Raw genomic sequence first — 22546 nt, 5'->3', positions numbered from 1 at the left:
GCCGGGTGCCGCGGGGGCACGCCGGCCGGCTCGGGCCGGACCGCGCCCCCGGGCGGGCGGCACGCGGCCGCTCGCCCAGGGGGCGCCCAGGTCCTACTCCGCCGCCGTATCACCCTCGGCGGCGGCCGCCTTCTTGGCCGCCGCGCTGGTCCGCTTGGTGGCGGTCTTGCGGGCGGTGGTCTTCTTCGCCGTCGTCGTCTTCTTGGCGGCGACGGTCTTCTTCGCGGCGGCCTTGCGCGGGGCCCGCTTCTTCGGCGCGGGGGCCTCCTCGACCGGCTCGGCCTCGGTCGGCTCCGCGGCGACGGCGGTCTCGGCGGCCTCCGCGATCGCCTCGGCGACCTGGGCCTCCTCAACGACCTCCTCGACGGCCGCGGCCTCCTCGACAGCCTGCTTCGGCGCCTCGGCGGCGGCGAACGCGGCCTGCATCGCGGCCTCGGCCCGGGACTGCAGCACCACGATCTCGGCCTCGCCCGGCGCACCGGCCGGCGCGGTCGCCTTGCGCACCGCACGGCGGCGGGTCCGACCGGCCGCGGGGGCCGGGGCGGGCGCGATCTCGACCAGGCTCGGCTGCTCGGCGACGACCGGCTCCGGCTGCGCCGCGGCCGGCTCGGCCTCCTCGACGGCCGGGGCAGCCTCGACGGCCTCCTCGACGGCCGGGGCGACCTCGACCGCCGGGACCAGCTCGAACTCCTCGTGCTCGTGCTCCGCGGCCACCTCGGCCTCGACCGGCTGCGGCTCCTCGACCGCGGCCCCGCCCTTGCCGCGCCGGCGGCGCTTGCCGCCACTGGCCGCGGCCTCGCCGGCGGTGCCCACCGGGCCGCCACCGCCACCCGGCGAGGTGGGCTGCTCCATGTGGACGATCACGCCGCGGCCGTTGCAGTGCACGCAGGACTCGGAGAAGGACTCCAGCAGCCCCTGGCCGACCCGCTTGCGGGTCATCTGCACCAGGCCCAGCGAGGTGACCTCGGCCACCTGGTGCTTGGTCCGGTCCCGGCCCAGGCACTCCAGCAGCCGGCGCAGCACCAGGTCGCGGTTGGACTCCAGCACCATGTCGATGAAGTCGATCACGATGATGCCGCCGAGGTCGCGCAGCCGCAGCTGGCGGACGATCTCCTCGGCCGCCTCGATGTTGTTGCGGGTGACGGTCTCCTCGAGGTTGCCGCCCTGGCCGACGAACTTGCCGGTGTTGACGTCGACCACGACCATCGCCTCGGTCCGGTCGATCACCAGCGAGCCGCCGCTCGGCAGCCAGACCTTGCGGTCCAGCGCCTTCATCAGCTGCTCGTCGATCCGGTAGGTGGCGAAGACGTCGACCGTGGAGGTCCACTTCTGCAGCCGCTCGGCCAGGTCCGGGGCGACCGAGGAGACGTACTCGTGGATGGTGTTCCACGCCTCGTCACCGGAGACGATGACCTTGCTGAAGTCCTCGTTGAAGATGTCGCGGACCACCCGGACGGTCATGTCCGGCTCACCGTACAGCAGGGTCGGCGCGTTGCCGCTGGCCGCCTTCTTCTGGATCTCCTCCCACTGCGACTGCAGCCGCTGCACGTCGCGGGTGAGCTCCTCCTCGCTGGCGCCCTCGGCGGCGGTGCGCACGATGACGCCCGCGTCGTCCGGGACGATCTTCTTGAGGATCTGCTTCAGGCGGGCCCGCTCGTTCTCCGGCAGCTTGCGGCTGATGCCGGTCATCGAGCCCTCGGGCACGTAGACCAGGTAGCGGCCGGGCAGCGAGATCTGGCTGGTCAGCCGGGCGCCCTTGTGGCCGATCGGGTCCTTGGAGACCTGCACCAGCACGGACTGGCCGGACTTCAGCACCGACTCGATCCGGCGCGGACCGCTGTGGCCGAGCTGCCCGAAGTTCACCTCACCGGCGTACAGCACCGCGTTGCGGCCCTTGCCGATGTCCACGAACGCGGCCTCCATCGACGGCAGCACGTTCTGGACCTTGCCCAGGTAGACGTTGCCGACGTACGAGGTGGCCTGCTCCTTGTTGACGTAGTGCTCGACCAGGACGCCGTCCTCCAGGACGCCGATCTGGGTGCGCTCGCCGTTCTGCCGGACCACCATGACCCGCTCGACCGACTCGCGGCGGGCCAGGAACTCGGCCTCGGTGATGATCGGCACCCGGCGGCGGCCCAGCTCGCGGCCCTCGCGGCGGCGCTGCTTCTTGGCCTCCAGGCGGGTGGAGCCCTTGATCGACTGCACCTCGTCCGGGTCGAAGGACGGCTCGGTGGAGCGGCGACGCGGCTCGCGAACCTTCACGACCGTGCGGACACCGTCCTCGGCGGTCTCCGCGGCCAGCTCCGGACCGGTGTCCCCGCTGCGGCGGCGACGGCGACGGCGGCGACGCGAGGACGCCAGACCACCGGCCAGCTCGTCCTCTTCCTCCTCCTCGGCGCCGGCCTCGACGGGCGCCTCGGCCTCGGCGGCCTGCTCGGCCTCCTGGGCCTCCGGCTCGAACTCCTCGGCCTCACCACGGCGGCGGCGGCGGCCGCCCCGGCGACGACGACGCGAGGGACGGCCGTCCTCCTCCCACTCCGCCTCCTGCTCCGGGCCGGCGGCGGGGGCCTCGACGGCCTCGGCCTCGACGGCCGGGGTCTCGGCGGCCTTGGCGACCGGCGCCTCGGCGACCGGCGGGCGGACCGGGCCGGCCACTCGGACCGGGGTGCGGCCGCGGCGGCGCCGGCCGACGCCGCTGTACTCGAACTCTTCGTCCTCCGCGGCGGCCGGCGCGGCGGGGGCCTCGGCCGGGGTGGCGGCGGGTGCCGGCGCGGCGGGCGGGGTGTAGGCGGTCGGCTCCTGGAAGACCGGCGCCTGGAAGATCGCGGTGGACGGGCGGACCGCCCGTCGGCGGGCGCGCGGGGCCTCGGCCACCGGCTCCGGGGCGGGCTCGACCGGCTGCTCGGCGACCGGCTCCTCCTCGGTCTCCTCGGGCTCGGCGACCTCGGCCGCCGGTTCGACGATCTCCACGGGGGCCGGCTCGGCCACCACCGGGGCACCGGCCGGCGCCTCCGCCCGCTTACGGGTCCGGCGCGCCCGCACCGGCTTCTCCGGCTCAGCGGCCTCGGCGGCCGGGGCGGCGGGGGTTTCGGCCTCGACGACCGGGGTCTCGGCGACGGGGGTCTCGGCGACCGGCGCGGTCTCGGCGCGCTTGCGGGTCCGCCGAGCCCGCACCGGCTTCTCCGGCTCGGCGGGCTGCTCGGCCACCGGTTCGACGACCTCCACGGGGGCCGGCTCGGCCACCACCGGGGCACCGGCCGGCGCCTCCGCCCGCTTACGGGTCCGGCGCGCCCGCACCGGTTTCTCCGCCTCGACGACCGGCACCTCGGCGGCCAGGGTCTCGACGGCGGGAACCTCGGCGGCGGTCTCCGCCGGAATCACGGTCTCGGCGCTCTCCGCGGCCGCGCCCTGCGGGGCGCCGGCCGGGCGGGACACCGCGCGCCGGCGGCGGCGCGGCGGGGTGGCGGAGGTGTCGCCGGCGGTATCGTCGCCCGCGCTCTGCTGCGGGTCGTTGTTCTCAGGCATGCGGGTGGATCTCCCGTCAGGCCCCCGGGCTCCGCATCCGGGCACGGCGCGGCACCGGTGGCCGGCCCCGGGCGCTCGGCGCCCCGGCCGACTCTCCACAGCGCCGCCGTGCGGACGCGAGGCCGCACAGGGGCTCGTAGTCTCGCTCGGCGCCCCGCTGGTGCGGGGTGTCGAAAGTCTTCTGGTCTGACCAGTCTTCTCAGGTTTTCCCTAGCTGCGCCGCCCCACAACCCCGGGTGGCTCCCTGGGCGGGTCCCGCCGGCCCTGCGGGCGGCGGGGTTTCCTGGGGCCCATCTGCCCTCGGGCCGATGAGCCACCGGAGGAATGGCCTCTGCGCGACGACGCTCGCTCCCCTGGGGAGCCGCGGGGGCCTGGAGCACGCAGGACCGGGTGGTTGGACCGGTCCTCGGCTCCGCCCGCTAGGCGGACGCTACGGCCTGCGGCCCGGCGGTCTCGGTAGGGACGGCCTGGGCCGCAGCGCGGTCGAGCGCCAGCGGGTCGGTCACCGTGCCGGTCTCCTCGTCGAGCGGCCCCTGCGCCAGCCTGGTCACCTCAGCGGGGACCGGCGGCGCGAGGTCGGCCGTCGCACGAAGACCGGACAAGACGTCGTCTGGTCGTACGGCGGGTGTGGCGTGTCGTACTACCAGGCGCAGTATCGCACAGGGACCGGTGGTCCGAACATCGGAGGTGGCCACGGATTCCCCGAGCGGACCAACACCGCTCCCGCCGGGGACCAGCTCGAAGCCGGCCACCGCACCGCGCGCGTCGAAGACCCGCAATCCGTTCTTGGTCTGCCGTTCCACCTCGACCCGCTCGGCCGCCAGGAAGAGTTCGACCGCGCGGCCGGCCTCCTCCTCGGTCACCCCGTCGAGCCGGATCTCCCACTGGGAGGCCTCCAGCCGCTCCACGAAGTTCGGGGTGCGGACCTCGACCGCGTCGATGACGTCCAGCCCCGCCGGGAGCGATTCGTCCAGCTGGGCACGGAGCTCCTGCGGATCGCGGAAGTCGGCCAGACCGATCTCCAGGTACTCGGCCTCGCTGGCCACCCCGGTGGGCGCCGCGTTGGCGTACGACACCTTGGGGTGCGGGGTGAACCCGGCCGAGTACGCCATCGGGACGGCGGACCGGCGCAGCGCCCGCTCGAAGGCGCGCTGGAAGTCACGGTGGCTGGTGAAACGCAGACGGCCCCGCTTGGTGTAGCGCAGACGGATGCGCTGCACCGTCGGTGCGGGAGGCGGGCCGTCGGGCATGCGGCGTGCCAGGGTCGCTCAGTCCTTCGTCAGTGGCCGCGTCCGGCAGCGCGTTGTCCTGCGCGTTCGTCCGGACTCTGTCAGGTCAAAGGGTACGCGCCCGGCCGGCGGGCTCGCGCCGAGCCCGGCGCGCTCCGGCGGACGCGACCCCGGGTGGGAGCGCGCGCCGTGGCCCGCGCCCTCACCCGGATCGAGCTACTGCTTGACGACCGTCAGCGGCAGCAGCTTCTTGCCCGTCGGGCCGATTTGAATGGCCGTGTCCATCTGCGGACACACCCCGCAGTCGAAGCACGGGGTCCAACGGCAGTCGTCGACCTCGACCTCCTCCAGCGCGTCCTGCCAGTCCTCCCAGAGCCAGTCCTTGTCGAGGCCGCTGTCCAGGTGGTCCCAGGGCAGCACCTCCTCGTAGGTCCGCTCGCGGGTGGTGTACCAGTCCACGTCCACGCCGCTGTCGGCCAGGCCCTTCTCGGCCGCCTCCATCCAGCGGTCGAAGGAGAAGTGCTCGCGCCAGCCGTCGAACCGGCCGCCGTCCTCGTACACCGCGCGGATCACCGCGCCGAGCCGCCGGTCGCCGCGCGAGAGCAGGCCCTCGACGATGCCCGGCTTGCCGTCGTGGTAGCGGAAGCCGATGTTCTTGCCGTACTTGCGGTCGCCGCGGATCGCGTCGCGCAGCTTGGCCAGCCGGGCGTCGGTGTCCGCCGAGCTGAGCTGCGGCGCCCACTGGAACGGGGTGTGCGGCTTGGGCACGAACCCGCCGATCGAGACCGTGCAGCGGATGTCGTTCTGCCCGGTGACCTCGCGACCCTTCTGGATGACGTTCTTCGCCATCTCGGCGATCTGCAGCACGTCCTCGTCGGTCTCGGTGGGCAGGCCGCACATGAAGTACAGCTTCACCTGGCGCCAGCCGTTGCCGTAGGCGGTGGCGACGGTGCGGATCAGGTCCTCCTCCGACACCATCTTGTTGATCACCTTGCGGATCCGCTCGCTGCCGCCCTCGGGGGCGAAGGTGAGGCCGGAGCGGCGCCCGTTGCGGGTCAGCTCGTTCGCCAGGTCGATGTTGAAGGCGTCCACCCGGGTCGACGGCAGCGAGAGGCCGACCTTGTCCTCGGTGTAGCGGTCGGCCAGCCCCTTGGCGATGTCACCGATCTCGGTGTGGTCCGCGGAGGAGAGCGAGAGCAGCCCGACCTCCTCGAAGCCGGTCGCCTTCAGCCCGCGCTCCACCATCTCGCCGATGCCGGTGATGCTTCGCTCCCGCACGGGGCGCGTGATCATGCCGGCCTGGCAGAAGCGGCAGCCGCGGGTGCAGCCGCGGAAGATCTCCACGGACATCCGCTCGTGCACCGTCTCCGCGAGCGGGACCAGCGGCTGCTTGGGGTACGGCCACTCGTCCAGGTCCATCACGGTGTGCTTGGAGACCCGCCACGGCACGCCGGGGGCGTTCGGGACGACCCGGCCGATCCGGCCGTCCGGCAGGTACTCGACGTCGTAGAACCGCGGCACGTACACCCCGCCGGTGCGGGCGAGGCGCAGCAGCAGCTCGTCGCGGCCGCCCGGGCGGCCCTCGGCCTTCCAGACCCGGATGATCTCGGTGATCTGGAGCACGGCCTCCTCGCCGTCACCGACCACCGCGCAGTCGATGAAGTCCGCGATCGGCTCGGGGTTGAACGCCGCGTGACCGCCGGCCAGCACGATCGGGTCGTCGATGGTGCGGTCCCCCGCCTCCATCGGGATCCCGGCCAGGTCGAGCGCGGCCAGCATGTTGGTGTAGCCGAGCTCGGTGGAGAAGGACAGCCCGAACACGTCGAAGGCGCGGACCGGCCGGTGCGCGTCCACGGTGAACTGCGGCACGCCGTGCTCCCGCATCAGCGCCTCGAGGTCCGGCCAGACGCTGTACGTCCGCTCGGCGAGCACGCCCTCGCGCTCGTTGAGCACCTCGTACAGGATCATGACGCCCTGGTTCGGCAGGCCGACCTCGTAGGCGTCGGGGTACATCAGTGCCCAACGGACGTCACAGGCGTCCCAGTCCTTGACGGTCGAGTTGAGCTCGCCGCCGACGTACTGGATCGGCTTCTGGACGTGCGGGAGGAGGGCCTCCAGGCGTGGGAAGACCGACTCGACAGTCATGCACCGGGACTTTCGTGACGTGGACGGGGTGACCCTCAAGGGTAACGCGGTGCGCGGGGCCGGCCCGACCGCCGCTCAGGCCAGCACGAACCGTTGCGTGCGCACACACTGCAGAAGCGCGATCGCGATCCAGCCGGCGAACATCGACGACCCGCCGTAGGAGACGAACGGCAACGGGATCCCGGCGACCGGCATGATGCCCAGCGTCATCCCGATGTTCTCGAAGGCCTGGAACGAGAACCAGGCGATCACCCCGCCCGCCACGATGGTCCCGTAGAGGTCACCGGCCTGCCGGGCGATCCGGCAGGCGCGCCAGAGCACGATGCCGAGCAGCAGGATGATGGCCGCCCCGCCGACGAAGCCGAGCTCCTCCCCCGCGACCGTGAAGACGAAGTCGGTCTGCTGCTCGGGCACGAACTGGCCCATGGTCTGGGTACCGTGGAAGAGCCCCTTGCCGGTGAGCCCGCCCGAACCGATCGCGATCCGGGCCTGCGCGGTGTTGTAGCCCACTCCGGCCGGGTCGAGCGCCGGGTTGGCGAAGGCCGCGAAGCGGTCGATCTGGTACTTGCTCAGCACCCCGAGCTTCCAGATCACCGCCGCCCCCGCGCCACCCGCCGCGAGCAGGCCGAAGACCCAGCGGTTGGGCGCGCCGGAGGCCAGCAGGATGCCCAGGATGGTCACCACCATCACCATCACCGAGCCCAGGTCGGGCATCAGCAGCACGATGCCGATCGGGATCCCGGCCAGCAGCAGCCCCTGTGCCACCGTGCGGTCGGTGGGCATCTCACGCTCTCCGGAGTCCACCCGGGAGGAGAGCACCACGGCCATCCCCAGCACGATCGCCAGCTTGGCGAACTCGGCGGGCTGGATCGAGAAGCCGCCGCCGAACTGGATCCAGGAGTGCGCGCCGTTGATGGTCGAGCCGAGTGGGCTGAGCACCGCGAACAGCATCAGCAGCGCCGACAGGTACAGCACCGGCACGGCCGCCCGGACCCGGTGGTGCCCCATCCACACCAGCACCCCGAAGAGCACCAGACCGATCATCAGATTGGTCAGATGGCGGTAGAGGAAGTACTGCGGGTCCCCGTGGGTCAGCGAGTCTCGGCCCCGGGTGGCCGACCAGACCAGCACCGAACCCACCAGCGACAGCGCCAGCGCGCTCAGCACCATCACCCAGTCCATCCGCCGCAGCGGAGCGTCCTTGGCCAAGGCCCGGGTCACCGCGCTCCGCCGCGGGGAGAGCCGGACCTGCCGGTACGTTCCGTAGGAGGAGGTCATGCCCGGCTCCTTCCGTGGCTCCGGGCACCGCCGGCCCGGGTGGGCTCGACGGCCACCAGGTCGGTGTACCCGGCGGTCCGCGCCGGCGCCGACGGCGTCCCGACCGACGGCGGCAGGTCGATCGAGTAGCTCGCGGTCTTCAGGATCGCGGTGCCGTCCGGATTGAACTTGGGCAGGTCCGCCTGCGGCGAGGGCAGCAGCGCCTTGCCGGCGTCGATGTTGCCCTTGTCGTCCACGCCGTAGAGCGCCTGGTAGATCCGGCGGACCGCGTCACCCGAACCGCCCGAGCCGGTGCCGCCCTGGCTGATCGTCATGATCACGGCGTAGTCCTTGCTGTAGGTGGCCAGCCAGGAGGTGGTCTGCTTGCCGTAGACCTCGGCGGTACCGGTCTTGGCGTGCAGCTGGATCTTGTCCTGCGGCCAGCCCGCGCCGGTGAACTTCCACGCCGCGGTACCGCTGGTGATCACGCCCGCGGTGGCCTCGTCGATGTACTGCAGGGTCTTGTCGTCGTCCGGCAGCTTGCCGTCGGCGTGCGGCGCGATGTTCCGGACCAGCTGGCCGCTGGGGGTGACCACGGCCTTGGCCACCGACGGCCGGTAGAGCGTGCCGCCGTTGGCCAGCGCCGAGTAGATCCGCGCCATCTGGACCGGGGTGACCAAGGTGTCGCCCTGGCCGATCGCGTAGTTGACCATGTCACCGGCGCGCATCACGTTGCCGTCCACGCAGTTCTCGCGGGCGATCTGGGTGGCGAAGTCGGTGCCGCCGCTGGCCGCCTGCTTGCACCAGGCGTCCTTGTTGGCGTCGTAGAAGGCCTGCTTCCACTGCCGGTCCGGCACCCGGCCGGTCACCTCGCCCGGCAGGTCGATCCCGGTCCTGGTGCCGAGCCCGAACTCGTGGGCGGTCTTGAAGAACCAGTCGTTCGGGTTCTTCGGCCTGATCCCGCCGTCCTTCTGCCACTCGTTGTAGGCCAGGCCGTAGAAGACGGTGTCGCAGGAGATCTCCAGCGCCTTCTCCAGCGAGATGTCGCCGAAGCTCTCACCCTCGAAGTTCTTGAACTCGCGACCGCCGATGGTCAGGCTGGTCGGGCACGGGTAGTGGCCGTCCAGCGGGTAGCCGGCCTGCACGGCGGCGCTGGTGGAGACCACCTTGAAGGTGGAGCCGGGCGCGGACTGGCCCTGGATGGCCCGGTTGAGCAGCGGGTAGTTGCTGGCCTGGCTGGTCAGGTTGGCGTAGTCACGGGCGGAGATGCCGCCGACCCAGAGGTTGGGGTCGTAGCTCGGCGCGCTGGCCATCGCGATGATCCGTCCGGTGTGGACGTCCATCACCACCGCGGCACCGGAGTCGGCCACGTAGTTCTTCTCGGTCTCCTTGTCCCACTGGGTCCGGGCGTCCGCCATCGCCTGCAGCAGGTTGTCCTCGGTCACCTTCTGCACCCGGGCGTCGATGCTGGTCACCACGTTGTCGCCGGGCTGGGCGGGGTTCCCGCCCGCGTTGCCGATCACCCGGCCGAGGTTGTCCACCTCCAGCCTGGTGACCCCGCTGGTGCCTCGCAGGTCGTTGTCGTAGACCGACTCCAGGCCGGCCCGACCGATCTGGTCGGACGGCAGGTACTTGTCCCGGCCGGTCTTCTTGGCGGTCTTGCTCACCTCGTCGTCGGTGACCGGGGAGAGGTAGCCGAGCACCTGCGCCGCGTTGGCGCCGTCCGGCCCGGGGTACTGCCGGAGGGCGGTGGGCTGGGCGCTGACCCCGGGGAAGTCCTCGTCGCGCTCCATGATCTGCATCGCCTGCTGGGTGGTGGCCTGGTCGGTGACCGGGATCGGCTGGTACGGCGAACCGTTCCAGCAGGGTTGCGGCGTCTTGGCGTCGCACAGCCGGACCTTGTCCTCGACGTCCTTCGGCGCCATCCCGAGCACCTGGGCGAGCCGGGTGAGCGCCGCCCTGCCGTGGTCCTTCTGCTGCAGCAGCGAGGTCCGGCTCACCGAGACCACCAGCTTGGTCTGGTTGCCGGCCAGCACCCGGCCGTCCGCGTCCAGGATCTCGCCGCGCACGGCCGGGTCGATCACCTCGCGGATGTGGTTGCTGGACGCCTTGGCGATGTACTCGCTGCCGTTGCGGATCTGCAGGTACCAGAGCCGCCCGCCGAGGGTGGCGAGCAGCGAGAGCACCAGGATCTGCAGCACGACCAGACGGATCGTCACCCGGCGGGTGCGGCCGCTCTCCGGGATGTTGCTCACGTGTCGGGACTCCATAGTGACCGGGGGATGCCGAACATTTCAGACGCCGGTGACGCGCTTCTTGCGGCTCGAGGGCGGCATCGGAGAGGCCTCCCGGGTGGTGCGGTAGCGGGCGATGGTGCCCAGGCCCGGGCCGGTGACCTCGCTCCCCACCGCGCCCGGGTCGGCCCGGCGGGCCAGCAGCAGCACCCCCGGTACCACGAAGGGGGCCAGCAGGAGGTCGTAGAGGAGCGCGCTGGCGACCAGCCCGGACAGCCCGACGTGCCGGGCGGCGGTGTCCCCGACCAAGGCCCCCACCAGCGCGTACAGCAGGGTGGAGAACACCGCGGCCCCCGCCACCACCAGCAGCGGGAGGGTCATCGACCGGGGGCGGCCCGGCTCGGGCCGGCACATCCCGGCCGCGTAGCCCATCACACAGAGCACCAGCGCGAACCGCCCGATCGCGTGGTCGGACGGCGGCGCCAGGTCGGCCAGCAGCCCGGCCGCGAAGCCGGTCAGGCAACCGCCGGACGGCCCGAACACCAGGGCCAGCCCGACCACCACCAGCAGCAGCAAGTCGGGTGTGGCGCCGGGTAGTTGGAGCCTTCCGAGGACGCTCACCTGGAGCACCAGGGCGAGCAGGACCAGGACGGCGGCGAGCAGGACGCGCCTGATGAGCATCGGTCAGTTCCCCCCGGACGGCGAGGACGACGGCGAGGACGACGGCTGCGCCACCGGCGGTGACGCGCCGGCCGCCTGCGCCGTGGCCGTGGACGTGGTGGCGGACGCGCCGGCACCGGCCGACGGGCCCGCCCCCGGCGACCCGCCCGGCTGGCCGGACGGCTGGGTGGACGGCTGGCCGGACGGCTGGCCGGACGGCGAGGGAGCGCCGGCGGCGGACGGGGAAGGCGTGCCGCTGGGCATCGGCGGCAGCACCGAGTCCCGCGGGTCGGTCCGCGGCGGCACCACCACCACGCCCACCAGGTCGAGCCGGGTGAACGAGACGAACGGCTCCACCAGCACGGTCTTGGTCAGCTCGCCGGGCGTGGCCTCCACCGAGACCACCTTGCCGACCGGCACGCCCGGAACGAACGGCCGCCCGCCCTGCGAGCCGAAGGTGACCATCCGGTCGCCCGGCTTGACCTGGGCCTTGCCGTTGAGCAGCTCGACCCGTAGCGGGCCGTTCCCCTGGCCGGTGGCGAAGCCGATCTCACCGCTGCTCTCCATCCGGGTGCCCGCGGTGAATCCGGGATCGGTGGCGAGCAGCACGGTGGCGGTGCCGCGGGCCACCGTGGTGACCCGGCCGACCAGGCCCTCTCCGTCGATCACCGTCATGTCCCGCTGCAGGCCGTCGTCGCTGCCCGCGTCGATGGTGATGGTCCAGGAGAAGCCCTGGGCCGCGCCGATGGCGATCACCTGCGCGGCCTTGATCGTGTACCCGCCGGTGCCGGCCGTCCGCAGCAGGTCGTCGAGCTGCTTGGTGCGGCCGGTCGCGGCGTCGGAGGAGGCGAGCCGCTGGCGCAGCTCGGTGTTCTCGGCCCCGAGCTGGTCGAGGCGCTGCTGCTGGGTGCCGGAGTCCCGGATCGCCCGAACCGTACGAGCTATCGGGTCGACCGCCCCGGCCGCACTCCGCTCGACCGGGCCGAGCACCCCGGCCGCGGCCCGGCGGGCACCGCCCAGTGGGGAGTTCGCACTGCCCCGGATGTCCACGGTGATCAGCGCGAAGGCAACCGCCACCAGCACAACGAGCAGCAGTCGGCTCTCTCGGGTGTCCCTCACGACGCTGGAGCTGCCCCTTCTGGGAGTCGGCGGATGTCCTCGGGTGCCGCAGGTGACCGCACCCGATGTCTAACGACGCGGCTGCGCGTCCAGCACCTGCTGGAGCGCCTCGAACTCCTCGACGCACCGACCGGAGCCGAGCGCCACCGAGTCCAGCGGGTTCTCCGCGATGTGGATCGGCATCCCGGTCTCCCGACGCAGCCGCTCGTCCAGGCCGCGCAGCAGCGCGCCACCGCCGGTGAGCACCACGCCACGGTCCATCACGTCGCCCGCCAGCTCCGGCGGGCACTGGTCCAGGGTGGTCTTGACCGCGTCGATGATCGAGTTCACCGGCTCGTCGATGGCCTCGCGGACCTCGGCGGCGGAGATCACCACGGTCTTCGGCAGGCCGCTCACCAGGTCGCGACCGCGGATCTCGGCGTGCTCGTCCTTCTCGGTCTCCGAGCTGTACGCCGAGCCGATGCTCATCTTGATCTGCTCGGCGCTGCGCTCGCCCAGCAACAGCGAGTACTCCTTCTTGATGTGCTGCACGATCGCGTTGTCCAGCTCGTCGCCGGCCACCCGGATCGACTGCGCGGTGACGATGCCGCCGAGCGAGATCACCGCGACCTCGGTGGTGCCGCCGCCGATGTCCACCACCATGTTCCCGGTCGCCTCGTGGACCGGCAGGCCGGCGCCGATCGCGGCGGCCATCGGCTCCTCGATGATGTGCACCTGACGGGCGCCGGCCAGATGGCTGGCCTCGACCACGGCCCGGCGCTCGACGCCGGTGATCCCGCTCGGCACGCAGACCACGACCCGGGGGCGGGCCAGGTAGCGGCGGCGGTGGATCTTCTGGATGAAGTAGCGGAGCATCCGCTGGGTGATCTCGAAGTCGGCGATCACCCCGTCCTTCAGCGGCCGGATGGCGATGATGTTGCCGGGCGTACGCCCGATCATCTTCTTCGCCTCGGAACCGACCGCGAGAATGCCCCCGGTGTTGGTGTTGACCGCCACGACTGACGGCTCGTTCAGGACGATCCCCTTGCCCCTGACGTACACCAGCGTGTTGGCAGTGCCGAGGTCGATCGCCAGGTCACGCCCGATGAACGACAGATTGTTGGCCATGGGGTGAGGAACGCCTTCCGAACGAGATGTCATGGGCAGGGAGAGGCCTCGCGCAGTCACCCGCAATGGCAGCCGTACGCACACCACCAGACCTGTCCGGCCCGCGAGTTGTCTCCATCGTAGCCACGCCCGGCGATCGCGTCGGCGGGCTGGGCATGGCGTCCATTCTCCGTCGGCGGATCAGTTCTCCCAGCATTGGGACGCCGTGTCGGCGGATCCAGTTCCATATTTGAGGATCAAATTCCCACGGTTGGCTGATTCTGATCGGTCACCCGGAGGCCCACAAACAGTCAGGCGCGCGGCCGGTCCGCGGGAAAGCGGATCGGACGCGCGCCGGAGGAGGACTGATCAGGCGTGGGCCGGGAAGAAGATCTTGATCTCGCGCTCGGCGGAGGCCTCGGAGTCGGAGGCGTGGATCAGGTTCTCCCGGGTGATCGTGGCGTAGTCGCCGCGGATCGTGCCGGCGCCGGCGACCAGCGGGTCGGTCGCACCGGCCAGCGCCCGGATGCCCGGGATCACGTTCTCGCCCTCCACGATCAGCGCGATCGACGGGCCGGAGGTCATGAACGCCAGCAGCGGCTCGTAGAAGTCCCGGCCGACGTGCTCCGCGTAGTGCTGCTCCAGCGTCTCGCGGTCAAAGGTGCGCAGCTCGACCGCGGTCAGCCGCCAGCCGGCCTTGCGTTCGATCCGGCTGATGATCTCGCCGGCCAGGCCGCGCTGGACGGCGTCGGGCTTGAGCAGGACGAGAGTGCGCTGGGACACGGTGCGGCTCCAGGTGTTTCGGGGCGGGATGGTGTATGCCACCGCCCCCGAGGTTACCTTGCGTGAGCAACGGGTCAGGCGGCGGCCGCCGCCGCCCGTTCGGCCTTGATCACGTCGATCTTCCGGCCGTAGTGCACCGAGCACCACCACAGGCCGGCGAAGACCAGGCCGAGGCCGTACATGGTGGGCAGCACCAGACCACTGGCGACCAGGCCGAGCTGCAGCGCCCAGCCGACCGCCACCGCGCCGGGGCGGGTGATCACACCGCAGAGGAGCACACAGAGCGCGATCGCGATGCCGCTGACGGTCCAGATCGTGCCGGTCGACACGTGCGACAGCTGCATCGCCACCAGCCCGGCGAACAGGATCACGAACGCCTCGCCGATCAGCGTCGAGGAGCAGAGGGTGCGCATCGGTCACTTCCTCCCGAGGAGCAGCCGGGCCTCGCCGACCGTGATGACGGAACCGGTGATCAGGACGCCGGCGCCGCCGAGGTCGCCCTCCTCCTCGGCGAGCGTGACGGCGGCGTCGATGGCGTCGTCCAGGCGTGGTTCGACCTGCACCCGGTCCTCACCGAAGACCTCGACGGCCTGGGCGGCCAGGGTGTCCACCGGCATCGCGCGGTGGGTGGAGTTCTGGGTCACCACGACCTCGGCCAGGATCGGCTCGAAGGCCTCCAGCAGGCCGGTGACGTCCTTGTCCCCGCTGGTTCCGATCACCCCGACCAGCTTGGTGAAGCCGAAGGACTCGCCGATCGCGGCCGCGGTCGCCTCGGCGCCGGCCGGGTTGTGCGCGGCGTCCAGCACGATGGTCGGGCTGCGCCGGACCACCTCCAGCCGGCCCGGCGAGCTGACCCCGGAGAACGCCTGCCGCACCTTGTCGACGTCCAGCCGGCCCTCGCGGGCGGCGCCGACGCCGAAGAAGGCCTCCACCGCGGCCAGGGCCACCGCCGCGTTGTGCGCCTGGTGCTCGCCGTGCAGCGGCAGGAAGATGTCGTCGTACTCGGCGCCGCCGAGCCCCCGCAGCGTCACCAGCTGGCCGCCGACCGCGACCTCGCGGTGCAGCACGCCGAACTCCATGCCCTCCCGGGCCACCGTGGCGTCCACCCGGACGGCGTGCTCCAGGATCACCTGCGCGGCGTCCAGCGGCTGCTGGGAGACGACCGCGAGCGCACCGGGCTTGATGATCCCGGACTTCTCGGCGGCGATCTCGCCGGTGGTCCCGCCCAGGTAGTTGGTGTGGTCCAGGGAGATCGGGGTGATCACGGCGACCGCGGCGTCGACCACGTTGGTGGCGTCCCAGGTACCGCCCATCCCGACCTCGACCACGGCCACGTCGACCGGGGCGTCGGCGAAGGCGGCGTACGCCATGCCGGTGAGCACCTCGAAGAAGGAGAGCGGGACCGGCTGGGCCGCGTCGACCATCCCGAGGTAGGGCTCGATGTCCTGGTAGGCCTCGACGAACCGCTGCTCGCTGATCGGCTGCCCGTCCAGGCTGATCCGCTCGGTCACCGACTCGACGTGCGGGCTGGTGTAGCGGCCGGTGCGCAGCTCGAAGGCGTTCAGCAGCTGCTCGACCATCCGGGCGGTGGAGGTCTTGCCGTTGGTGCCGGTGATGTGGATCGACGGGTAGGACCGCTGGGGCTGGCCCAGGATGTCCATCAGCGCCGCGATCCGGTCGAGCGACGGCTCCAGCTTGTTCTCCGGCCAACGCTTGGCCAGTTCGGCCTCGACCTCACGCAGCCCGGACGGCTGGTCGGCGTCCCCGCCGCTGGGGCGGATGGTGTAGGGGTTCTGCTCGGCGCTGCTCACGTGCCCAGTCTACGGAGTGCCGGGCCCGCCCCCCGCGTCCGGGCGTGGCAGCGTCGTGGCGGCCAGCGCCTCGCGCAGCCGACCACCGTGCTCGGCCAGCCGACCGGCGGCGGTGGCGGCGTCCACCCCGGCGAGCAGGACCAGGACGGCCGGCTTGGCCTCCCCGCCGGTCGCGGCCAGCGCGGCCTCGATCTCCGCCTCCCCCGCCCCGGTGACCTGCTCGACCAGCCGGTGGGCGCGGGCCCGGAGCTTCTCGTTGCTCGCCAGCAGGTCGACCATCAGGTTCCCGTAGGTCTTGCCGAGCCTGATCATGGTGATCGTGGAGAGCAGGTTGAGCACCAGCTTCTGCGCGGTGCCGGCCTTCAGCCGGGTCGAGCCGGCCAGCAGCTCCGGGCCGGTCACCACCTCCAGCGGGTGCTCGGCCGCCGCGCCGAGCGCGGAGCCCCGGTTGCCGGCCAGGCCGACGGTGAGCGCGCCGAGCGCCCGGGCGTGGGCCACCACCGCCACCGCGTACGGGGTGCGCCCGGAGGCGGAGATGCCGACCACGGTGTCCACCGGCCGCGGCCCGAGCGCCTCCAGGTCGGCGACGGCGCTCGCCGCGGAGTCCTCGGCGCCCTCCACCGCGGTCAGCAGCGCGGCCGGCCCGCCCGCGAGCAGCGCGGTCACCTGGTCGGGTCCGGTGCGGAAGGTCGGCGGGCACTCGGCGGCGTCCAGCACGCCGAGCCGGCCGGCGGTACCGGCGCCCGCGTAGACCAGCCGGCCGCCGCGGGCCATCCGTTCGGCGATCGCGTCCACCACGAGGGCGATCCGCGGCAGCAGCGGGGTGATCGCCGCCGGGACGAGCGCGTCCTCCCGGTTCATCAGCCGGGCGATCTCCAGCGTGGAGAGCCGGTCCAGCTCGGCGAGTTCGGGCCGGACCGCCTCGGTGGCCAGCTCGGCCAGCTCGGCCCGCAGCCCGGGCCGCGACCCGCCGACGGCCGGCCGGTTCAACACGGCGCCGGCACCTCGGGCGACTGGCGGGCCCGCAACTCGGCCACCACCTCGTCGATCTCCTCCTCCGGCAGCAGCGGCAGCATCATCGCCACCCCCTGCAGCAGCCCGCCGAGCAGGAACGTGGTGTCCGCGGTGCAGGAGACCAACTCCCTCACGGTCTCGACCTCTCCGCCGCGGACCGCCTCGATCAGCCGGGCCGCGTCGGCCGACTCCTCGTCCACCGCGACCCCGATCGGTCCGGCCGGCGCCCGGCGGGCCAGTGCCCGCAACACCTTGTCGCCGACCGCCGGCGCATAGGCCTTGCGGACCGCCTCGGCGGCGATCCAGGTCAGCAGGGTCAATACCTCGCGCTCGACCTGGTCCTCCAACAACCGGTCCAACGCGGCGTCATAGGCGAGTTGATTGCCGTGCCGGAAGGCGAGCAGCATTGTCGCGGCCCGCCCCTTGGCCTCCTCCACTCGTTGCGCAGGAAGTTCGCCGGCCAACTTGTGCACTGCCACCATGCCCTGCCTTCCCCTCACGAACACCACCGCCCGGAACTTCCGAACACCGTATACGGGAGGCCTTCCCAGGTCACCGGACCGGGCCGGAAGAAGTTCGAGAAAGCGGAAAATTCACCACCGATTTCCGTATCGGGGAATTCGAGAGGGAATCCGGCCTTCGGCGGGCGCGTCGGGAGAAGGGCGAAGTGAACCGGCAGCCGCTCAGCCGCTCACCGCGAAGACCCGGCGCAGGGTCTCCATCTCCTCGACGCAGCGGCCGGAACCGACCGCGACGCAGTCCAGCGGGTTCTCGGCCACCCGGACCGGCAGTTCGGTCTGCCGGGATATCCGCTCCGCCAGTCCGCGCAGCAACGCGCCGCCGCCGGTCAGCACGATGCCGTCGTCCAGCACGTCGCCGGCCAGCTCGGGCGGCACCTCGTCCAGCGTGCCGGTGACCGCGGTGATGATCTCCTCGATCGGCTCGTGCAACGCGGCCCGGACCTGCTCGGCGGTGATCACCCTGGTCCGTGGCAGCCCGCTGACGCTGTCCCGGCCGCGCACCTCGGCGGCCTCCGGCAGCCCGTCCACCTCCTGGGCCGAGCCGATCGCCAACTTCACCTCCTCAGCGGTCCGTTCACCGATCACCAGGCCGTGGTCGGCCTTCACCCGCTTGGCGATCACGGTGTCCATCCGGTCCCCGCCGGTGCGGATCGAGCGGGCCGCGACGATCCCGCCGAGCGAGAGCACCGCGACCTCGGTGGTACCGCCGCCGATGTCCACCACCATCGAGCCGGTCGGCTCCTGCACCGGCAGACCGGCCCCGATCGCGGCGGCCATCGGCTCCTCGACCAGGTGGACCGAGCGGGCGCCGGCGCTGCTCACCGCCTCGATCACGGCCCGCCGTTCGACCCCGGTGATGCCGCTGGGCACGCAGACCACCACGCGCGGTCGCGGGCCGAAACGATTCTTCTCCCCCATCGCCTTGCGCAGCAGGTGCCGCAGCAGGTGCCGGGTGCCCTCGAAGTCGGCGATCACACCGCCGCGCAGCGGGCGGGCCGCCACGATGTCACCGGGGGTCCGACCCAAGGTCCGCTTGGCCTCGGCACCGACGCTCAGCACCTCCCCGGTCCGGCGGTCCAGCGCTATCACCGAGGGCTCGTTGAGCACGATGCCCTGACCCTGCCGGTAGACCAGCGTGTTGGCCGTGCCGAGGTCGATCCCGAGGTCGCGTCCCCGCCCGTACTGACTGCCCAGCATCCCGCGCCACCTCACCCTTTTCCCCGCCGACCAGGTCCCTCCCGAGCCTACGTCATCGTGTCCGCGGCCCGGCCGGACGGCGAATCGGCGCCCCCAACTCCCCTGCCGCGCAAGGAAACGGCGCGGGGCCGCAGCTCCGGTTGGAGATGCGGCCCCGGTGTTGACCAACCGTCCGGCGTCAGCCCTGCGGCAGTGCGGCCAGCTGCGCGGTGATCCGGGCGATGTCGGCCTCGGCGGCGGCCTGCCGGGCGCGGATCTTGACCACCACGTCCTCCGGCGCCTTGGCCAGGAAGCCCTCGTTGCCGAGCTTGGCGGCGGTCTGGGTCTTCTCCTTCTCGGCGACCGCGAGGTCCTTCTGCAGCCGCTTGCGCTCGGCGGCCACGTCGATCGCGCCGGAGAGGTCCAGCGCCACGGTGGCGCCGGCCACCGGGAGCGAGGCGGTGGCGGTGAAGCCCTCCTCCGGCAGGGTCAGCCGCAGCAGCGAGCGGATCGCGTCCTCGTGCGCGGCCAGCACGGTACCGGTCAGCTCCAGGCCGGCCGGGACCTTCTGCCCCGGCTTCAGACCCTGGTCGGAACGGAACCGGCGGACCTCGGTCACCACCTGCTGGAGCGTGGCGATCTCGGCCTCGGCCGCGGCGTCCCGGCGGGTCGGGTCGGCGGTCGGCCACTCGGCGATCACCACCGACTCGGCGCCGGTGAGCGTGGTCCAGAGCGTGTCGGTGACGAACGGGACCACCGGGTGCAGCAGCCGCAGCGTCACGTCCAGCACCTCGCCCAGCACCCGGCGCGAGGCGTCGGCCTGCGCGCCGCCCTTGGCCAGCGTGGTCTTGGAGAGCTCGACGTACCAGTCGAAGACCTCGTCCCAGGCGAAGTGGTACAGCGCCTCGGAGAGCTTGGCGAACTGGTAGTCCTCGTAGAGGTCGTCCACCTCGGCGACGGTCGCGTTCAGCCGGGACAGGATCCAGCGGTCCGCCGCGGTCAGCTCCTCCGGCGCGGGCAGCGGGCCGTCCACCGTCGCACCGTTCATCAGCGCGAAACGGGTGGCGTTCCAGATCTTGTTGCAGAAGTTGCGCGAGCCCTGGACCCAGTCCTCGCCGATCGGCACGTCGGTGCCGGGGTTGGCGCCGCGGGCCAGCGTGAAGCGCAGCGCGTCCGAACCGTAGGCGTCCATCCAGTCCAGCGGGTTGACCGCGTTGCCGAAGGACTTCGACATCTTCTTGCCGAACTGGTCGCGGACCATGCCGTGCAGCGCGATGGTGTGGAACGGCGGGGTGCCGTCCATCGCGTAGAGGCCGAACATCATCATCCGGGCGACCCAGAAGAAGAGGATGTCGTAGCCGGTGACCAGCACGGAGGTCGGATAGAACTTCTCCAGCGCGGGGGTGCGCTCGGGCCAGCCGAGGGTGGAGAACGGCCACAGGCCGGAGGAGAACCAGGTGTCCAGGACGTCGGTCTCCTGGTGCCAGCCCTCGCCGGTCGGCGGCTGCTCGTTCGGGCCGACGCAGACCACCTCGCCGTCCGGGCCGTACCAGACCGGGATCCGGTGGCCCCACCAGAGCTGGCGGGAGATGCACCAGTCGTGCAGGTTGTCCACCCAGCCGAAGTAGCGGGACTCCATCTCCTGCGGGTGGATCTTCACCCGGCCGTCGCGCACCGCGTCGCCGGCCGCCTGCGCCAGCGGGCCGACCTTGACCCACCACTGCATCGACAGCCGCGGCTCGATGGTGGTCTTGCAGCGCGAGCAGTGACCGACCGAGTGGACGTACGGGCGCTTCTCCGCGACGATCCGGCCCTCTTCGCGCAGCGCGGCGACGATCGCCGAGCGGGCCTCGAAGCGGTCCAGCCCCTCGAACGGGCCGTGCGCGGTGATCACGCCGCGCTCGTCCAGCACGGTGACGCTGGGCAGGTCGTGGCGCTGGCCGATCTCGAAGTCGTTCGGGTCGTGCGCCGGGGTGACCTTGACCGCGCCGGTGCCGAACTCCGGATCGACGTGGGCGTCGGCGACGATCGGGATCCGGCGCCCGGTGAGCGGCAGCTCGATCTCCCGGCCGATCAGGTGGGCGTAGCGCTCGTCCTCCGGGTGCACCGCGACGGCGGTGTCACCGAGCATGGTCTCCGCCCGGGTGGTGGCGACGACGATCTCCGCATCGCCCGAGCCGTAGCGGATCGAGACCAGTTCACCGTCGTCGTCCTGGTACTCCACCTCGATGTCGGAGATGGCGGTCAGGCAGCGCGGGCACCAGTTGATGATGCGTTCGGCGCGGTAGATCAGGCCCTCGTCGAAGAGCTTCTTGAAGATGGTCTGCACGGCCTGGGAGAGGCCCTCGTCCATGGTGAACCGCTCGCGCGACCAGTCCACGCCGTCGCCGAGGCGGCGCATCTGGCCGGAGATCTGGCCGCCGGACTCGGCCTTCCACTGCCAGACCCGGTCCACGAAGGCCTCCCGGCCCAGGTCGTGGCGGGACTTGCCCTCCTTGGCCAGCTCGCGCTCGACCACGTTCTGGGTCGCGATGCCGGCGTGGTCCATGCCGGGCTGCCAGAGCACCTCGTGGCCCTGCATCCGCTTACGGCGGGTCAGCGCGTCGATCAGGGTGTGCTCGAAGGCGTGGCCGAGGTGCAGCGAGCCGGTGACGTTCGGCGGCGGGATGACGACGGTGTACGGGGGCTTCTCGCTCTTCTCGTCCGCCGTGAAGTAGCCGCGCGCTACCCAGCGCTCGTACAGCTCGCCCTCTACCTCCGCCGGGGCGTAGGTGGTCGGGAGGGCTGCCGCTTGGTCCCCGGACGCGAGGTCGGGGCGCTGGTTCGTCATGTCGCTCACGACACACAGTTTACGGAACCCGAAGGCGCCCTCCGTCCGCCGGAGGGCCGGTGGACTCCGGGGACAGCCCGAGCGGCCGTACGGTACCGTGCCCCGGTACTCGTTCATGTGATCGGGCGAGTACGGACAAATCGGTAACAGGCCGCGACGGCGGCGGGGGAGTCGACACACAGATGTACGGCCAGGGTCAACCGCAGTATCCGCAACAGGGCCAGCCGCCCTACGGGCAGCCGCCGCAGTACGGCGCGCCGCCGCAGTACGGCTACCCCCAGCAGCCGCCGCCACCGCAGTACGGTCAGCCGGCGCCCCCGCAGTACGGCTACCCCCAGCAGCCCGCGCCGCCGCAGTACGGCTACCCCCAGCAGCCGCAGTACGGCGGCTACCCGCCGGCTCCGGCGCCGAAGGGCAAGGGCGGCCTGGTGATCGGGCTGGTGATCGGCGTGCTGGTGATCGGCGGCGGCGCGTTCGCCGCCGTCGAGCTGGCCGGCGGCGGGGGCGGTGGCTCGGCCACGGCCGGCAGCTACCAGCTGACCACCCCGCAGAGCCTGCCCGGCGGCTACACCCAGAAGACCGCCAAGACCCAGCCCGCCGACCCCGGCCAGGCGGCCGCGATCGGCACCAACGTCACCGCGCTGGGCGCCAGCTACACCAAGGGCGGCAACGCGCTGGACAGCCTCAGCATCGCCGGCCGCTACGGCGACCTCACCAACCCGTCCAAGGCGCTCAGCGACTACTCCAGCCAGGTCACCGGCTCCAGCGGGGCCACCTGGACCACCCCGCTCACCGCGTACTCCGGCGGCAGCGACAAGGACGGCGCGACCATGGAGTGCGGCATCCTCGGGGTGCAGATCGCCGGTGCGCCGGCCACCGGCCAGACGGTCTGCGTCTGGTCCAGCAGCTCGACCTTCGCCTCGGTGAGCTTCACCAAGATGTCCGGCATCCAGATGCAGACGGTGCCGCCGGCCGACGCGGCCAAGCAGGCCTGGGCGATCCACGACGCCATGGTGACCAAGTAACCGCCGTTGGCACAGGCGCGGGGGAAGGGCGCACCCCCCCCCTGTTTGTCCTCCTCTCCCGTTCCTAGAGGCCCCGACCCTTTTTTGTTCCCTCCCCCCTTCTTCCCTTTCTCCGGGCTCAAGCCGTGGGC

General features: G+C 72.1%; 16 protein-coding genes. 1 reads left to right on the top strand and 15 read right to left on the bottom strand.

Translation table 11 applies throughout. From position 1 onward, the window contains the following. Nucleotides 1-93: 93 nt before the first annotated feature. The 15 genes from ACZ38L_RS09980 to ACZ38L_RS09910 form a co-directional block, all read right to left on the bottom strand. A complete protein-coding gene (locus ACZ38L_RS09980) occupies nt 94-3525 on the bottom strand; it encodes an Rne/Rng family ribonuclease (protein WP_465691091.1) in 3432 nt (1143 codons plus the stop codon). Between the two features lie 419 nt (nt 3526-3944). Continuing rightward, nucleotides 3945-4745: a TIGR03936 family radical SAM-associated protein gene (locus ACZ38L_RS09975; protein WP_465691089.1), complete on the bottom strand. Its 801-nt coding sequence runs from the start codon at nt 4743-4745 to the stop codon at nt 3945-3947. Between the two features lie 225 nt (nt 4746-4970). Further along, entirely contained in the window at nt 4971-6899 is a 1929-nt protein-coding gene (locus ACZ38L_RS09970) for a TIGR03960 family B12-binding radical SAM protein (RefSeq protein ID WP_465691087.1), read from the bottom strand. Between the two features lie 75 nt (nt 6900-6974). Beyond that, nucleotides 6975-8177 carry a rod shape-determining protein RodA gene (rodA, locus tag ACZ38L_RS09965; RefSeq protein WP_465691085.1) on the bottom strand — a complete coding sequence of 401 codons (1203 nt, stop codon included), beginning with the start codon at nt 8175-8177 and terminating at the stop codon, nt 6975-6977. Beyond that, nucleotides 8174-10411, bottom strand: coding sequence for a penicillin-binding protein 2 (mrdA, locus tag ACZ38L_RS09960; protein WP_465691083.1), 2238 nt, complete (start codon nt 10409-10411; stop codon nt 8174-8176). The genes rodA and mrdA overlap by 4 nt, the downstream gene beginning before the upstream one ends. A 39-nt stretch (nt 10412-10450) precedes the next feature. Next, complete coding sequence (mreD, locus tag ACZ38L_RS09955; RefSeq protein ID WP_465691081.1) at nt 10451-11071, bottom strand: rod shape-determining protein MreD; 621 nt, start codon at nt 11069-11071, stop codon at nt 10451-10453. 3 nt (nt 11072-11074) lie between these two features. Continuing rightward, nucleotides 11075-12169 (bottom strand): rod shape-determining protein MreC, encoded by a 1095-nt coding sequence (gene mreC / locus ACZ38L_RS09950; protein WP_465691079.1) that lies wholly within the window; start codon nt 12167-12169, stop codon nt 11075-11077. A gap of 69 nt (nt 12170-12238) precedes the next feature. Next, nucleotides 12239-13264, bottom strand: coding sequence for a rod shape-determining protein (locus ACZ38L_RS09945; protein ID WP_396564329.1), 1026 nt, complete (start codon nt 13262-13264; stop codon nt 12239-12241). A gap of 360 nt (nt 13265-13624) precedes the next feature. Beyond that, entirely contained in the window at nt 13625-14038 is a 414-nt protein-coding gene (ndk, locus tag ACZ38L_RS09940; protein WP_396564247.1) for a nucleoside-diphosphate kinase, read from the bottom strand. 74 nt (nt 14039-14112) lie between these two features. Next, nucleotides 14113-14451, bottom strand: coding sequence for a DUF4233 domain-containing protein (locus tag ACZ38L_RS09935; RefSeq protein WP_465691077.1), 339 nt, complete (start codon nt 14449-14451; stop codon nt 14113-14115). A 3-nt stretch (nt 14452-14454) separates the two neighbouring features. Continuing rightward, nucleotides 14455-15819 carry a bifunctional tetrahydrofolate synthase/dihydrofolate synthase gene (folC, locus tag ACZ38L_RS09930; protein WP_465691280.1) on the bottom strand — a complete coding sequence of 455 codons (1365 nt, stop codon included), beginning with the start codon at nt 15817-15819 and terminating at the stop codon, nt 14455-14457. A gap of 39 nt (nt 15820-15858) precedes the next feature. After that, nucleotides 15859-16842 carry an N-acetylmuramic acid 6-phosphate etherase gene (gene murQ, locus ACZ38L_RS09925; RefSeq protein ID WP_465691075.1) on the bottom strand — a complete coding sequence of 328 codons (984 nt, stop codon included), beginning with the start codon at nt 16840-16842 and terminating at the stop codon, nt 15859-15861. Further along, on the bottom strand, nt 16836-17345 hold the full coding sequence (locus ACZ38L_RS09920; RefSeq protein ID WP_465691073.1) for a hypothetical protein: 510 nt from the start codon (nt 17343-17345) through the stop codon (nt 16836-16838). Before ACZ38L_RS09920 ends, murQ begins: the two co-directional genes overlap by 7 nt. Nucleotides 17346-17546: 201 nt before the next feature. Further along, nucleotides 17547-18581, bottom strand: coding sequence for a rod shape-determining protein (mreB, locus tag ACZ38L_RS09915; protein WP_396564254.1), 1035 nt, complete (start codon nt 18579-18581; stop codon nt 17547-17549). Between the two features lie 178 nt (nt 18582-18759). Next, nucleotides 18760-21390, bottom strand: a complete 2631-nt coding sequence (locus ACZ38L_RS09910) for a valine--tRNA ligase (protein WP_465691278.1) — start codon at nt 21388-21390, stop codon at nt 18760-18762. A 182-nt stretch (nt 21391-21572) separates the two neighbouring features. On the opposite strand from ACZ38L_RS09910, the gene ACZ38L_RS09905 reads away from it, so the two are divergent. After that, nucleotides 21573-22415, top strand: a complete 843-nt coding sequence (locus ACZ38L_RS09905; RefSeq protein WP_465691071.1) for a hypothetical protein — start codon at nt 21573-21575, stop codon at nt 22413-22415. The last annotated feature ends 131 nt before the right edge of the window (nt 22416-22546 follow it).

Source organism: Kitasatospora sp. NPDC024654, assembly GCF_055559155.1.
Note: the sequence above shows the minus strand (reverse complement) of the source record. Positions and strands in the feature narration are given on the sequence as shown.